Origin of the sequence: Paraliobacillus sp. X-1268, from assembly GCF_003426095.1 — a bacterium.
Taxonomy (GTDB): domain Bacteria; phylum Bacillota; class Bacilli; order Bacillales; family Amphibacillaceae; genus Paraliobacillus_A; species Paraliobacillus_A zengyii.
In genome coordinates this window covers 107,740-123,691 of the sequence record NZ_QJSK01000004.1, presented here as the reverse complement: position 1 = coordinate 123,691, position 15,952 = coordinate 107,740, and the positions used below count along the sequence as shown (strand labels likewise).

The window sequence follows — 15,952 nt, the reverse complement described above, 5'->3', positions numbered from 1 at the left end:
TTTAGTGGGAGTATTTGATAAGTTTCGGCTAAATTTAAAAAGGATGTTTGATCACAAACACTACAAATTTGATCACAACCCAAAATAAATATAAAAAACTTTTTTGTTTATTTCGCTAAATTATACCTATTCATTTAGTCGGTATTGCCTTATCTTATAACGTCATTCGACAAGTTAAGTGAAAATACGTCAAAAATCCCTTTATTGATAAGGTTTTAGTTACTTTTTTTAGCAAAAAAGTAACCTTGCATTTGACTATAACTTTGGTACTATATGTACAAACAACTAATTACCTAATAAGGAAAAGGAGGCATGTTTATGTTGACAGAATTGGAATTTCACGAGATCGAACCGATGTGGCGTGTTGGAGAATTTCAATTTTTAAGAGGAATCCCAGATAGCTCGGATAAATCGCTACTGTTACGCAAACAGATAAATTGCTCCACTTCTTCGCAAACGGAATTAGAAAGAGAGTTCTACATATTGAAAAAAGTCAGCTTACCGAACATGCTAGTTCCAATTAACGTGTGCGAACAAGGCATACTGTTTGAGGATACTGACGGTCAACCTTTACGAACGGCATTGAAAAATAAAACCCTAACGATCTTAGATAAACTTGAGATAGCACTTCATCTAGTTGAAACCATACACCACTACCACGAACAAGGGAAAATAAACCTCACGATTACGCCAGATCAACTTATCCTAGATTCGACTAACCAAATTAAAATAATACCATTACCATATGCAATAGAGCCATTTAAGAATAAATATCAATCACCTGAGGCGTTACTTAAACAAGAACAGACTTATGATCATCGTTCGGATTTATATAAACTAGGCATGTTATTGTACGTATTATTTACCAATGGGAGCCATCCTTTCCCAGGAAATAAAAACGTTAACTGGAAGCATAGCCACATTGCGGTTGAACCTGTTTCCTTAACAAGAATGAACCGCACGATTCCGAAAATGATTAACGATATTATGATGACTTTGTTAGCAAAGAATCCAGTAAATCGTTATCAGTCTGGTAGTCATTTGTTAAAAGATCTTGCTATTTGTTGGAATGCGTTAAAAGAACATGGAACAATTGAACCGTTTCGTTTATCGTTAAAACGGATCGATGGTCATTTTAAACTTCCGAATCATTTTTATGGTAGAGAGGACGAACTAAAAGTATTATATGATCTCTTCCAAAAGTCTGCCTTTGGCTCAACAGAGTTGGTGTTGTTAAATGGTGCGAGCGGCATTGGTAAAACAAGATTAGTTAATGATCAATTCAGACATATGATTCAAAATAGAGCCTATTTTATCTCAGGCAAGTTTGATCAAATGCAAAACAATGTCCCTTATCAGTCGTTAGTGGAAGCTTTTCGAGAAATTGTTTCTGAAATTTTAACGCAAACAAATCAACAGGTTGCAGACTGGAAAGACAAAATTCTTACTGCAGTTGGGACGAATGGTTATGTTATTACAAGTGTGATTCCTGAATTAACGGCAATTATTGGCGAGCAAGAAAGAATGGAACTATTGTCTGAAAAGGAGACAGAACATCGGTTTATTAGCGTCTTTCGTCAATTTGTTCAGGTGTTTACGAGTATCGATTATCCATTGGTATTGTTTCTAGATGATATTCATTGGGCAGATCAAGCCTCGATCCGATTAATTCATTCTTTATTAACCGATCCAAACTGTCATCGATTTATTGTGATTGGATCGTTTAGAGGAAGTGTGGAAGAACAAGCTACCTTCATAGAGGCGTCTTTTAAAGACATGGATCAGTATGGCGTTCGAACAACATCATTACAACTACCTGACTTATCGATTACAGATACAGAACAGTTCGTGGCAGATGCGTTTGATAGTGAGCTAGTTGATACAAGAGGTTTAGCACGGTTAGTCTTTCAAAAAACGGCTGGGAATCCTTTTTACACGGAACAACTACTTCAATTAATTTATCGTAACAAGTGGATCACCTTTGAGTACGCATCTCAAAAGTGGGGATGGAATGAAATCGCGATTCATACGATTAAAGATCAAGAACATATTCTTTCCCATATGATTAGTAAGATTAGTCAACTACCTGTGAATGTGAAGGATACACTGCGAATTACGGCTTGTTTTGGGAATTCCTTTTATAAGAAAGATCTAGCGTTGTTCTCGATGCTCTCCTCTGAAGAAATAGGAGAAGCATTAGAGATCGCTGAACAGGAAGGACTTATCTTACCGCCTGATCTAGAGAATGGTAATAAACGCTATCATTTCTTTCATGACCGCATTCAACAAATCGCATATAGTTTAAATACGGAAACGGATAAACAACGTATCCATCTAGGACTTGGTAGATTCTTAATTAGTATTGATCCAAAAGAAGAGCTTATTTATAAAACAGTCGATCATTATAATAAAGGAAATACTTTAATCAAAGAAATAACGGAGAAAGATAAACTCATTCAATTAAACTACCGGGCTGGTTATAAAGCAAAAGAATCGACTGCCTATGATACAGCTTTGCACTATTTTCAATCGGCAGCTGATATGATGGAAGCATCTAAATGGCAAACAGATTTCACGTTTTCTTTTCAACTCTATTTGGAGCTTTCAGGTGCAGCTTATAAATGTGGTGATTATAGATTAGCAGATAATATTTATACCGACTTGTTGCAAAAAGCACGTTCGTCGTCTGAAAGATCTTTGGTTTATTGTAAAATTATTATCCAATATGTTAATCAAGGAAAGTATGAAGAAGCTATCAATGCTGGTCTGTATTGTTTGGATGAGATGAATATAAATATTCCAACAAACCCAACTGATCAACTTCAAAAACAAGCAATTAGGAGCACGAAGGCGGTTTTGCCTAAAGATTTAACGAAATTGAAGGATATTCCTGATACGGAAGATAAAGAGATTGATGCCATAATGGCCGTCTTGTTTCAATTGTTTATACCGAGCTTCTTTTCAAACAAAGGCGTTTTCACACTGATTATATGTAATTTCGTGCAATTGATTTTACAACATGGGAAAACAAACGTTAGTCCTGCTGTGTTTGCAGGTTATGGTATTTTACTTTGTACCGAATTAGAGGAGTTTGATTCCAGTTATCAGATTGGCAAAATAGCAGTTGATCTTGCGGATGATACAAATCTTGCATCGGTTCAATGTAAAACATATATGATGTTTGGTGGTATTATTTGTCAATGGGATAAAAATGGTATACAAGGAGAAGGCACTGCTTACTTAAAGAAAGCTATCACATTAGGCATGCGTGTTGGTGACTATATCTATACAAGTATGGCGATTGGTGCCCATATTAATAGAATTTATGTCCATGAAACATTGGCTACGATTGGTCGTGTTAATCAAGGTTATGTGGAGACGTTGGAGCAAATTAGAGAAAACTTCGTGTTAAAAAATGCACAAGTTTATGTACAGTTTACCAAATGTTTGCAAAGTATGACAGCACAACCTTTATCAATGAATGATGCATCTTTTAATGAAGAAATGTTTCTTGCGGAAATTGAGCAACAAGATACGAAAAATATTACCTTGTTTCAGTTTTATACGTATAAAACCCAAATTTGCTATCTAAATGGCGCCTATCAAGAAGCTGTGGCCTATGCGGTAAAAGCAGAAGCTTATATTGCATATGCTAACCATCTACCACACTTAGGTGAGCACCATTTCTATAAAGCGTTAGCCATGTTGGAATGTTGGAAAGATGAAATCGGAGAGAAACAAATGAAATGGACGAGAATGTTGCGTTCTGACTTAGAACAACTAGCAAAATGGCGAGAACATAATCAGGAGAACTATGCACATAAGGAATGGTTAATTCGAGCGGAATATGCGAGAGTACTTGACTATCCTGATAAAGCAGAGATCTTATATGATCAGGCAATTACTGCAGTAGAGAAAAGTGGATTTGGTCGTAATATAGCAATTACGAATGAACTAGCAGGTAAGTTCTATCATATTAGAGGGAAAACGCGAATGGCTAAGCTTTCCCTAGAAGTAGCTGTGGAGGAATATAACAACTGGGGATTAAAGGCTAAAGCAAAAGCGATCCGTCAGACTTATCCAGCGTACTTTCCTATCGAAAAAGACAACGTGGTGATGTCTGAAGCTTATCGAAATGAACCTTTACAGATCCAAGATGAGTTGGATGCTTATCCAGTCAATAGTCTAGCTACTATTATGAAAGCATCAGAAGCCATGGCTGAAGAGATGGACTTTGCGCTTTCTTTAAAAAAATTAATGCTCTCTATTAAGCGAGAATCGCTTGCGGAAAAGGCTATCCTGCTCATCACAAAGGGGGATGAGATTACCGTAACGGCTATAGTAAAAGGGTCAGCAGATTTCATACTTGTGAATGAAACACTTGAGCAATCAGTGGAAATTCCACAGCAAATTATACGGTATGTGGCCCGAACGAAGAATCAGGTACGGACGGATGACCAAGCATATCAGAAAGCGTATCAAAGTGACGCCTATTTAAAACAACAACTGCCCAAATCGGTATTGTGTTTACCATTATCGCTTCAAGGTGAGTTTAAAGGAATCTTATATTTAGAAAATCGTTGGATTGCGCATTTATTCGCTGAAGAACAAGCCAAGATTGTAAAATACCTTGGCACCCAAGCGATGTTTGTTAATCGGCTATTGGAAACCTTTCAAATTAGCGAAAAGCCTAAGGTCGAAAATGAGACGGAAGATGATAACCCAGATATGATGCTCTTTGAAGAGCTTACCGAACGGGAATTAGAAATTATAAACTTAATGGCAGCAGGACTGTCCAATCAAGAGATAGCACGTACGTTAGGTTTAAAAATCGGTACAGTGAAAGTCCATAATCACAATATTTTCTCGAAATTAGATGTCACACGACGAACGAAAGCTGTCTTTAAAGCAAATGAATTAAAACTAATTAAGCAAGGCTAAAATAGTTCCTTTTGGGGCTATTTTTTTTGCATTCTAGCCGAAAAGTAATCAATAGAAACTTTTTATATGACGTGTTTATAAGTCGATTTAATCCGCACTATAACTTTTGATATATGCAGGTAGGTAAAGGTTCATAGTATAACTAATAACAAGTTAGTGTTTCTTAAAGCTGAAATAGATGAATTAACTAATAGAAACGAAATGGAGGGATAAGATGCAACAGGCAAATGCACTAAAGGAAATGTTTGAGGTCATAAAGAAACGCTTCGTGTGGATCTTATTACTAGCTATTGGAGCTGGGACTGTAAGTGGATTATTTAGTTACTATTGGGTCACACCATCCTATCAATCTAGTTCCCAATTCCTTGTTCAGACAACAAAAGAGCAGGAGCAACCAACGTATGATGCTAGTCAAATTAGTACAAATATCGATTTAATTAGTACATACAACGTCATTATTAGGAGTCCTAGAATTTTAGACATTGTATCAGAAGAGTTCGGACGTGGCGTTTCTGCGCAGAACATCACTGTGTCAAGTGAGTCTGGTTCACAGGTTGTAACAGTAGGTGCGACAGATAACGATCCAGAACAGGTAGTAAGACTTGCAAATACAGTTGTAGAAGTTTTTAAAGAAGAGATACCAAAGTTAATGTATGTAAACAACGTAAATATTATAGCAGAAGCGAAGGGTGCTCAACAGATCAGCCCGAATCCGGTGCTTAATATCGCAATTGCAGTTGTTCTTGGAATGATGGTAGGTGCAGGATTAGTTCTATTATTCGGTTACTTTGATAATACGATTAAATCAGAGGCGGATATTGAGCGACTAGTCGACATCCCAGTCATTGGGGTTATATCCCATGTTGATCATAAAGGCGTTATTTTAAAAGAAGAATTCACGAAAGCGCAACGTAAAAGGGGAAGGGGCGTCTTACTAAATGCCAAGAAAAAAACAGTCTAGCCAACAGTATACAAGTCTTTTAGCACGAAGTAACCCGATGTCAGTCATTACTGAGCAATACCGAACAGTTCGGACAAATCTTGAATTCATGGCAGTAGATAGTAATATAAACGCGATGATTGTTACTTCCCCAGGTCCAGGTGAAGGGAAGACAATGACAAGTGCTAACTTAGCTGTTGTTTTCGCCCAACAAGATAAAAAGGTCTTAATTGTTGATGCAGATATGCGAAAGCCTGCTTTACATTTACGTTTTCGAAAAAATAATCAAACAGGTCTTAGTAATATCCTAGCCGGTCACATGGGTCTGAAAGAAACGGTTTTAGAAAGTGGAGTACCAAATTTGGATTTAGTAACATGTGGTCCGATTCCACCTAATCCATCTGAATTATTAGGTTCAAAGGCAATGAAAGATTTTTTAATCGAGGCAAGAGAAACGTATGACTTAATTATTTTTGATACACCACCAGCGCTTGCAGTTGCCGATTCACAAGTACTAGCTACTATATGTGATGGTGCATTGTTAGTATTTCGGAGTAAGCATACAGAATCTGGAGGCGTACAGAAAACGGTCGAACTATTTGAAATGACTCACACCAAAATCTTAGGCATCGTCTTAAATGATCAGGAAAAGAAAAAATCAAATCACTACCAGTATATGAAGTAAATCAACAGAGCGAAGCGAATTCCTTTAGAAATATAATTTTTACTGCGACATAACGTTTTATTATATTAAGACGTAAACACTATGATCCATTACATGTATTTATATACAAAAACTAGCGTATCAAGTGAAATTGACGAGACTCCTGTGGGAATAGCGCGAGCTGAAGCCGTGCCCACGGAAAGGGAGTCAATTTCATTTGAGGAGCGGGTAAGAACTCAATACTTCTTACGATGGAGTTTCTTAAGTCCAAATATTGCAAACGAACAATATTCGTGAAAATTGCCTTATTAAAATAGATAATTATTTAATGTTTTTTAGGTAAATTTGGCGTTCTATATCTTTGGATATATGGCATATAACTTATTGTTTGCTATAAATAAGTCATAGGGATTAATAACAAGTGATTAAAAGTAATAAAGAACGAATGTAATTAGAAATAGTATAAACAAGAACTTACAAATAGCAGCAAAAAAATCATAGTAAGATAAGATTTCTGAATATTAAGTTTTTTATAGGTGATGTTTCCTTACCTTTATCAATGGAAGCACTCGGTCACACTGTGGGTTGGATAAAAGTCCAGAACCTTAGCGCATGTCAGCAGTAGTGTGGTGATGAGGTCGGGTTAAATGCCCATTATACATATTAAATTACTAACTATGGTTATTAAATAGTTAGTGAAACAGTATTTTAATAGAAAAGTATTGTTCCATTAGCTATTTAATGCACTCATTTATTTCAAGGGGGAAAAGGAAAAGATGAAAAAAGTCAGAAAAGCAATCATACCAGCAGCGGGATTAGGAACGCGTTTTTTACCAGCGACAAAGGCAATGCCAAAAGAGATGCTACCAATTGTAGATAAACCAACGATTCAATACATCGTTGAAGAAGCAGTCGCATCAGGTATTGAAGATATCATCATCGTAACAGGTAAAGGGAAGCGTGCGATTGAAGATCATTTCGATAATGCACCTGAGTTGGAAAGAAACCTTGCAGAGAAAGGTAAGTTAGATTTATTAGCGAAAGTCGAATACGCTTCGAACCTTGCAGACATACATTATATACGTCAAAGCCAACCAAAAGGCTTAGGACACGCAGTGTGGAGTGCACGTAATTTCATTGGGGATGAGCCATTTGCTGTTTTGCTTGGTGATGATATCGTCCAAAGTGATGTGCCGTGCTTAAAGCAATTAATTGATCAATATGAACAAACGCAATCTTCTATTATTGGTGTACAACAAGTACCAGAGAGTGAAACACATCGTTACGGCATCATTGAACCAGACACTTCGATTGGTCGTCGCTATCAAGTTAATAAGTTTGTAGAAAAGCCAACACCTGGTACAGCGCCATCTAATCTAGCAATTATGGGTCGTTATATTTTCACACCAGAGATTTTCAGATTCCTAGATAGACAAGAAATTGGAGCAGGTGGAGAGATTCAATTAACAGATGCGATTCAAAAACTTAATCAAATTCAACGCGTATATGGCTATGATTTTGAAGGGAAACGATACGATGTTGGTGAAAAATTAGGATTTATTCGGACAACAATTGAATTCGCCTTGCAAAATAAAGAAATAGGACCAGAAGTGGAACAGATGCTCAAAGAGATGCTAGCTGAACCAGTACTTTAAGTCGAACTGATAAAAAAGACAAAGATAATCCGAAAGTTGGTGATACAAGTTGCAAGTTCCCAAAGACCATACTGTCGCACAAGAAATGAGAAATGTTGCCTACCAAGATATAGCTACTAGTGAACGTAGAATATATTTAGTTACTAAAAGAATGGTTGATATTATCTGTGCTGTTATCGGGTTGATTATTTTGTCACCACTTATGGTTATTATTAGTGTACTTATTAAATTGGAAGATAAACACGGATCTGTTTTCTTCAGCCAGCCACGGCTAGGTAAAGATAGCAAAAGTTTTTCTATTTATAAATTCCGTTCAATGGTCTCCAATGCAGAGGAATTAAAATTAACACTCTTACAAGAAAATGAAGTAACAGGGCCAGTATTCAAAATGAAAAATGATCCCCGCGTTACGAAAATAGGAAGGTTTATGCGAAGGACGAGCTTAGATGAACTACCACAGTTAATCAATGTACTAAAAGGAGATATGAGTTTAGTAGGACCAAGGCCACCATTACCAGAGGAAGTTGCAAAATATAATGAGTATGAGAAGCAACGACTAAAAGTAGTTCCAGGCCTTACTTGTTACTGGCAGGTCAATGGACGAAGTAATCTGGATTTCAAAGAATGGGTCGATTTAGATCTGAAATACATTATGGAAAGAAATATGTTGATTGATATTAAATTAATAGCCAAAACAATATTCGTTTTATTTGGATCAAAAGATGCGTATTAAAATTAAAAGAGAATGGAGGTGAGAAATGGAAACGTCCGTTGTTATCCCAACGTATAAACGTACAGAAGATTTGAAACGATGCTTAGAGGCTTTAAGCAAACAGACATTGCTACCGGATGAAGTAATTGTTGTTGTCAGGGATACAGATAAACACACACAAGACTTTTTAGGCAATTATACTTCTTCACTCATTATTAAAATCTATCAAGTTGATCGACCAGGACAAGTGGCAGCGTTGAACATCGGATTAGCAACGTCGCAAAATGAAATCATTAGCATACTAGATGATGATACGGCACCACATAAACACTGGTTAAAGAGAATTACAGAAATATTCTCCGTATCTGATGACATAGGTGGCGTTGGTGGCCGTGACTGGGTCCATGAAGGCAATAAAAAACTAAATGGAGAAAAAGAACTCGTTGGCAAAGTCCAATGGTTCGGTCGTGTTATCGGCAATCATCATTTAGGCTCCGGACCAGCACGAGATGTAGAAGTTTTAAAAGGGGCAAACATGAGTTATAGAAGAGCAGCGATTAAAGGTATGCAATTCGATGAAAGACTACTTGGTAATGGTGCCCAAGTTCATAATGATATGGGATTTAGTCTTCGTGTCAAAAAGAGTGGCTGGCGATTGATCTATGATCCAACGGTTTCCATCGATCACTTCCCAGCACAACGATTTGATGCAGATGAACGCAACACCTTTAATCCAGAGGCTTATTATTACGCTGTTTATAATGAAACATTGATAATGACTGAATTTATGGAAACCCCATTTAAACGGTTTATTTTTATTTCTTGGTCTATTTTTATCGGCACTGCTGATAAGCCAGGAGTATTGCAATTAATGCGATTGATTCTAAAAAGTCCGAAACTAGCATGTAGGAAATTCTTGATTAACTTTACGACAAAGATTAAAGCTATGAAAATAGCAAAAAATGCAGCATTAACGTAAAGAACAGAGGGTGGCGTTTTTATTGAAGAAGAAGTTAGCGATTGTAGCCCATAATGTGAATAATAGAGGTGGGATGGAGATCCACCTATCCGAGATTATTAAACGTTCAAGAAAAGATTTTGATATTACGGTTATAGCTACTGAATTTACTGGTGATTACCCAGATGTGAACTTTATAAGAATACCAATACCTCAACGTCCAGTCTTTTTAAAAAGTTTGTTGTTCACTATAATAGTGAGCATTCTATTACTCATAAGAAAGTTTGATTTTGTTCATACTACTGGCGCAATTGTGCTAAATAGGGTTGAAATGTCAACTGTGCATTTCTGTCATAAAGCCTATAACAGCTTGGGATATAATGATCGTGTTAAAGGAGCGAAGTCATTCGCACATAAAATCAACTCTTGGTTGCAAGGTAAATTTGCAATAGTAATGGAAAAGATATGCTATCGTCCGAAACATATTCCAAACCTAGTTGTTGTGTCTGAACATGTTAAAGAAGAAATATTAAAACATTTTAGCTACAAGGAGAAAGATGTCACCATTATCTACAATGGAGTAGACACCACCACATTTAAGCCCGTAAGTGAAACAGAAAAGAAAAAATACAAACTGCAATATGGTATACCAAGTGACGCTTTGGTATTTGTTTTTGTTGGTGGAGATTGGTCTAGAAAAGGATTACAGCTTATTTTAGCTGCATTTGAAGGATTACGTTCTAAGTATCCTCAAATTAATGCAAAAGTGTTAGTAGTTGGCAAGGGAGATATAAAACAAGCACTTCAAGGATTTGATAAGAAGGTAAGTGATCATGTTATTTTTCAAGGGTTTCAAGAAAATCCATCTTTATTCTATAAAATGTCTGACATTTATGTTTTACCAAGTCTATATGAAACGTTTAGTATCGCTTCACTTGAAGCAGGTGCATGTGGACTACCAATTATCATGACAAAGGTAGGTATTTCTAACATAATTGCTGAGAATGGTATAACAGGATATACAATAAATCGAGATAAAGAATCATTGCAGAAAGCATTTGAAACTCTTGCTATAGATGCTTCATTAAGAGAGAAAATGTCTAAAGAAGTAAGATTACGGTCAGAAGCAATCACATGGGATAAGACATACGAACTATTCGCAAGTCACTATAAAAGATTAGTCGATCTGTAAATGAATAAAGGGGGTGATATTGGTTGTCTCACATATTCGATAAGAGATTTAATTTATTATTTGTACTATTGTTAGCTAGTATTTTTGTTATTGGAAGACTTTCGATTCACCCAGGGATGGTGAGAAACCTATTATTCGCATCCTTATTTATTGTAATTATGGCACTGACAATCCATTATCGAGAACGAATTATTGGTTTATTAATTATCTATTTGGTGTTTATGGGTTTAATTCGAAGAGCATTAATTCCGATTGCAGGATGGAGTGGATTTGATCCCCTTTTAATTTTAGGACCAGTCCTTACTGTTTTATTGGCGTTGATCATGTTTTGGGAACACAAAAAAACGCCTTTAGTAGTAAGAGAATCACCAGACAAATTAATGACTTTATTATTTCTAATTGGCTGTTTTCAAGTGGTGAATCCATTATCTGGAGGTCCTATAACTGGTTTAATAGCTAGTATGTATATTCTTATACCTTGGTTATGGTATTATATTTCATTTTATAATTTTAATAAAGATAATATAAGAATCATAGTTAATATCATTCAAGTAACTGGAACAATCATTGCAAGCTATTTAATTTATCAAACATTTTTTGGTCTACTGCCCTTTGAAATGGCATGGGTAGAGATTTCTGGATATGCAGCATTGTATTTAGCTGAGGATATGGTAAGGGCAATTGGTACGTTTCCAAGTGCACAAGAGTCTGTCTATTTTGTAATGATCACCTTTATAGTTGCATTTTCAAGGATGATTGTTGATAAAAATAAGTTACTTCATGTATTAATAGTGATAGTGACCTTAGCTTCTATAATCTTTGCAAGTTCAAGAACAATTATTTTCTTTATGATTTTAGCAAGTATCCTAATTATAGTTATGACTAGAAGAAATTTAATGAGTAGAGTTGTAGCTTGTATAACCTCCTTGATAGGAGTTTTTTTAATTTGGCTGTTATTGCCTTTAGTTAATCCAAATTGGTTTGGGATTGCTGAACCAACAATAGAACATATGATAGCTGGACTAATTGATCCATTATCAGAAGATCAAACAGGTGTTGGTCATATCAATCGGTTTACTGATGGAATGATGACACTATTTCAGAATCCTGCTGGCCATGGAATTGCATCAATAACGAAGGCGGCAGATAAAGTAGCAGGTTCAACTGCAATGTCTACAGAAGTTGATATATCTAATATGATAGTTGGATTGGGTTTAGGCGGTATTATTTACATGATAATTATTGGGTTAACAATTTATAGAGTTATTTGGCTGGTGAATTATCAAAAAAGTATAGAAATGGTAGCTACTTTAGGAATACTAGTTGGAAGTTTAGGTCAATGGATCAATGGTGGATTTTATTTAACACCTATTATCATCTGGATGCTCATTGGATGGATTCATAAAGAATACGTAAATAAACGGGGTGAATTAAATGCATCTAGCAGTAGTTAGTCATGCTTGTGTAACTGATATAAATCAACAAGTTTATAGTGAGATAGAAAAGCTTGGTCATAAGGTTGACCTGATTGTTCCGAGTAACTTTATAGCACCAGGATTAACTAATGAACCAATTAAAGTAAAAAGATGGCCAAGTTTTAAAGGAAGGATTATTGAAATACCGACTTTTTTAAAAGATAGCATCCCGTTACATTTTTATAAAAAAAGTTTAAGAAAAGTTCTTGATGATATTCAGCCTGATGCAATTTATGTAGCTGAAGAACCATATTCCATTAGTTGCTTTCAAGCATTAAGGGGGGCTCTTCCAATGAATAAAGCTGTTGGTTTCTATTCTGCACAGAATATTAAAAAGGATTATCCATTTATATTTAAAAAAATGGAAAAGTATGTTTATCAGAATGCTAGCTTAGCAGTAAGTATAAGTACAGATGTATCTACTGTATTAAGAGAAAAAGGATATCAGAATAATATTTGTGAGATCCCTTTAGGTGTTGATGAGGAACATTTTTATATTTCAATTGCTCAGAAGCAGGAGGCAAAAGTAAAATTAAATATACCAGATGATGCTTTTGTTGTTGGCTTTGCTGGACGTTTGGTAGAAGAAAAGGGTGTGGATCTGCTTTTAGAGGCAATCAATCAAGTTAAGACTACTATACCTAATATTCATCTAATAGTAGTTGGAAGAGGACCATTGTTGACTAGAATGAAAGAATTAGTGAGTGAATTTGAGATAAACGGAAATGTTCTCTTTGTTGAAGATGCAATCCATGGTGAAATGCCAATGTGGTTTAATTGTATGGATGTTCATGTTCTACCATCTAGAACTGTGGCCAATTGGAGAGAACAATTTGGAAGAGTTTTAATAGAAGCTGCTGCCTGTGGTGTACCCTCTATTGGAAGTACATGTGGTGAGATTCCAACTGTACTTAAAAGTATTGGAATGGATTCTGTGTTTGAAGAAGAAAATGTAGAAGAACTAGCAGAGCAGTTAGAAAAGATGTATCAGAATGAAATTAATCCTAACAATATTAGAAAAAAAACGGTAGAGCAATATGGCAATAAGGGAATAGCAACGCAATTAATAAAGGCTTTTGAAGGAGTAATATGAAACTAGTATCGGAGGTGAAAAATGAAAGTATTACTAATTTCTCCTGTTGGTGAATTGGGTGGTGGTGCAGAATCCATGTTATATGAGCTAGTAAGTGTTATGAAAGATAAAGATGAAGTAGAAGTATTATTTATGCAAGAAGGAGAGTTAAAAAACGCTATTCAAGCATTAGGTGTACAAACATTTCTTCTTAAGAACGCAAAAATGAGAAACATTCCAAGAGTAATTAGTTGGATGTTTAAATATTCAAAGATATTACGAGAAATACAACCTGATGTAATCTTAAGTTGGATGTCAAAAGCGCATATGTTCACGGCAATTCCTAACTATTTAGCAAAAATTCCAACTTGCTGGTGGCAGCATGGAGTACCAGAACCGCCAAATATATTTGATAAACTGTCTTCCAAATTACCTGCCAATAAGATTGGCTCTTCATCAACAATAGCGATGCATGCACAAAAAAAATTGACAAATAAGCCTGTATTTTGTAGTTTTCCAGGTTCCGATATAGCTAAACACGTTCCGAACTCTAAAAATAGATCAATTTTAAGAGAACAGTTAGGAATATCTGATGATACGATACTTTTAGGTAATGTGGGTAGAATTCAAAGTTGGAAAAAACAAGATCAATTAATTGAAGTTTTGGATATTTTAGTAAAGCAAGAAAAGAAAGTCAAACTACTACTTGTGGGTGGTAATCTTTACAATCTTGATAATGATTTTGAAAATAAAATCGTTCAGATGATTAAAGAAAAAGGATTAGAAGATTACGTGACAACTACTGGAAATCAATTAGATGTCTCACCTTATTACGATGCGATGGACATTTATGTGCATGCAGCCACAGGTGAACTGTTTGGAATTGTGATGGTAGAAGCGATGTTACATGCCAAACCACTCATTGTAGCTAAGTCACCAGGATCAGTTGAAATTGTAGAAAATGGTGTGACTGGAACGATTGTGGATGATGGTAGTAGTAAAACTATTGCCAGTGAAATAGAACGAATGATTACGAATGGAAACATGGAATTACTTGGAGAAAACGGCAGAAGTAGAGCTATTCGTTTATTCTCAAATAAACAAATGGGTTCTAGAATAATAAAAGAATTAGAAGGTATGAATAAAAATATAGAACATAATAAGGTTGTGGTCTAAGTGACTAATCGTTTATTTGTTTCTGTTGATTTCCCTCCTATTAAAGGAGGAATTCAGAACTATTTATATGGCATTATCTCCAATTTAGACCCCAGTAAAACGTTTGTTTTAACTTCAAATAGTGGGGATAACGATGAGAATAAACAGTTTGATAAATTACAAGAATTCATTATTTACAGAACGGAGATTTCAAACGGTATTAATTTTTTAAAGCAATTAGTTAAATTAATTCCATTATTATTTCAAATTAAGAGAATTATTAAACAACATAATATAAAGGAGATTCATTTTGGTAATACGCTTCCAATTGGATTGTTGATAATGTTACTAGGGAATAAAGTTACCACATACGCTTATCTATATGGTTTAGATATTTCACATGCTAAAATTTCTCCTATTAAATCTAGAATACTTAAATTAATCTTGAATAAGACAAAAAAAATAATAACAATAAGTAATTATACAAAAGATCTTATAACGTCATTAGGAATTAGTAATGAAAAAATTAAAATAATAAGCCCAGGTTACTCCATGCCTGAGTTACTAGAAACAAAGAAAGATATTAGGGATGAATATGGTATCAGTAAAAATAAGAAAATAGTTCTTACCGTTGCAAGGTTACATGAACGAAAAGGACATGATAATGTAATCGAAGCAATAGAATTAGCTTTAGAAGAAAATAAGGAGATCTTTTATGTTATTTGTGGAAAGGGCCCTTATGAAGAAACGCTAAAAAAACAAGTGAAAAACAAACAATTAGATCACTACATTTTATTTGCTGGAGAAGTTTCTAACGAAGAATTAATCTCGTGGTATAAAGTAGCAGATGTGTTTATTATGACTAGTCGACAAATAGGGAATCAAGGTGATGTAGAGGGATACGGAATTGTATTTCTTGAGGCTAATTACTTTGGAATTCCAGTGATTGGTGGTAATAGTGGAGGAATGCCTGATGCTATTAGAGATGGAAAAACAGGATTTTTAGTAGATCCATTAAATGTAAACGAAATTGCAGATAAATTAATTTCTCTAACAAATAGTGTTGAATTAAGAAATCTAATGGGTAAAGAAGGACATAAGTGGGTTATAAGTGAGTGTTCATGGCAGCAGAGAATCAAATTATTAGAGTCAGTGTAGTCCAACCAATAATTATTTTATTGGTTTTTT

11 protein-coding genes are annotated in these 15,952 nt (G+C 35.1%); all 11 read left to right on the top strand.

From position 1 onward, the window contains the following. The first annotated feature begins 318 nt into the window (after positions 1 to 318). The 11 genes from D2K62_RS08165 (at position 319) to D2K62_RS08115 (ending at position 15,922) form a co-directional block, all read left to right on the top strand. Positions 319 to 4,941 carry an AAA family ATPase gene (locus D2K62_RS08165; RefSeq protein WP_162632676.1) on the top strand — a complete coding sequence of 1,541 codons (4,623 nt, stop codon included), beginning with the start codon at positions 319 to 321 and terminating at the stop codon, positions 4,939 to 4,941. A 214-nt stretch (positions 4,942 to 5,155) separates the two neighbouring features. Continuing rightward, positions 5,156 to 5,902, top strand: a complete 747-nt coding sequence (locus tag D2K62_RS08160) for a YveK family protein (RefSeq protein ID WP_112182086.1) — start codon at positions 5,156 to 5,158, stop codon at positions 5,900 to 5,902. Further along, positions 5,880 to 6,566 (top strand): CpsD/CapB family tyrosine-protein kinase, encoded by a 687-nt coding sequence (locus tag D2K62_RS08155; RefSeq protein ID WP_112182085.1) that lies wholly within the window; start codon positions 5,880 to 5,882, stop codon positions 6,564 to 6,566. The genes D2K62_RS08160 and D2K62_RS08155 overlap by 23 nt, the downstream gene beginning before the upstream one ends. A 755-nt stretch (positions 6,567 to 7,321) precedes the next feature. After that, positions 7,322 to 8,200: a UTP--glucose-1-phosphate uridylyltransferase GalU gene (galU, locus tag D2K62_RS08150; RefSeq protein WP_112182084.1), complete on the top strand. Its 879-nt coding sequence runs from the start codon at positions 7,322 to 7,324 to the stop codon at positions 8,198 to 8,200. An 85-nt stretch (positions 8,201 to 8,285) separates the two neighbouring features. Then, positions 8,286 to 8,933 carry a sugar transferase gene (locus D2K62_RS08145; RefSeq protein ID WP_112182767.1) on the top strand — a complete coding sequence of 216 codons (648 nt, stop codon included), beginning with the start codon at positions 8,286 to 8,288 and terminating at the stop codon, positions 8,931 to 8,933. 25 nt (positions 8,934 to 8,958) lie between these two features. Then, entirely contained in the window at positions 8,959 to 9,891 is a 933-nt protein-coding gene (locus D2K62_RS08140) for a glycosyltransferase family 2 protein (RefSeq protein WP_112182083.1), read from the top strand. A 22-nt stretch (positions 9,892 to 9,913) separates the two neighbouring features. Beyond that, the gene (locus tag D2K62_RS08135; RefSeq protein ID WP_112182082.1) at positions 9,914 to 11,062 is read left to right on the top strand and encodes a glycosyltransferase family 4 protein; all 1,149 of its coding nucleotides are present in this window, start codon (positions 9,914 to 9,916) and stop codon (positions 11,060 to 11,062) included. Positions 11,063 to 11,085: 23 nt separating this feature from the next. Continuing rightward, positions 11,086 to 12,516: a hypothetical protein gene (locus D2K62_RS08130; RefSeq protein WP_117149474.1), complete on the top strand. Its 1,431-nt coding sequence runs from the start codon at positions 11,086 to 11,088 to the stop codon at positions 12,514 to 12,516. Continuing rightward, a complete protein-coding gene (locus D2K62_RS08125; RefSeq protein WP_112182080.1) occupies positions 12,497 to 13,630 on the top strand; it encodes a glycosyltransferase in 1,134 nt (377 codons plus the stop codon). Before D2K62_RS08130 ends, D2K62_RS08125 begins: the two co-directional genes overlap by 20 nt. Positions 13,631 to 13,651: 21 nt before the next feature. Next, positions 13,652 to 14,785 carry a glycosyltransferase gene (locus tag D2K62_RS08120; RefSeq protein ID WP_117149473.1) on the top strand — a complete coding sequence of 378 codons (1,134 nt, stop codon included), beginning with the start codon at positions 13,652 to 13,654 and terminating at the stop codon, positions 14,783 to 14,785. Further along, positions 14,786 to 15,922, top strand: a complete 1,137-nt coding sequence (locus D2K62_RS08115) for a glycosyltransferase family 4 protein (RefSeq protein ID WP_112182077.1) — start codon at positions 14,786 to 14,788, stop codon at positions 15,920 to 15,922. The last annotated feature ends 30 nt before the right edge of the window (positions 15,923 to 15,952 follow it).

Excerpts from the sequence above, each read along its gene's own strand:
- D2K62_RS08165 (WP_162632676.1), top strand. The coding sequence starts at position 319 with ATGTTGACAGAATTGGAATTTCACGAGATCGAACCGATGTGGCGTGTT.
- D2K62_RS08160 (WP_112182086.1), top strand. The coding sequence starts at position 5,156 with ATGCAACAGGCAAATGCACTAAAGGAAATGTTTGAGGTCATAAAGAAA.
- D2K62_RS08155 (WP_112182085.1), top strand. The coding sequence starts at position 5,880 with ATGCCAAGAAAAAAACAGTCTAGCCAACAGTATACAAGTCTTTTAGCA.
- galU (WP_112182084.1), top strand. The coding sequence starts at position 7,322 with ATGAAAAAAGTCAGAAAAGCAATCATACCAGCAGCGGGATTAGGAACG.
- D2K62_RS08145 (WP_112182767.1), top strand. The coding sequence starts at position 8,286 with ATGAGAAATGTTGCCTACCAAGATATAGCTACTAGTGAACGTAGAATA.
- D2K62_RS08140 (WP_112182083.1), top strand. The coding sequence starts at position 8,959 with ATGGAAACGTCCGTTGTTATCCCAACGTATAAACGTACAGAAGATTTG.
- D2K62_RS08125 (WP_112182080.1), top strand. The coding sequence starts at position 12,497 with ATGCATCTAGCAGTAGTTAGTCATGCTTGTGTAACTGATATAAATCAA.
- D2K62_RS08120 (WP_117149473.1), top strand. The coding sequence starts at position 13,652 with ATGAAAGTATTACTAATTTCTCCTGTTGGTGAATTGGGTGGTGGTGCA.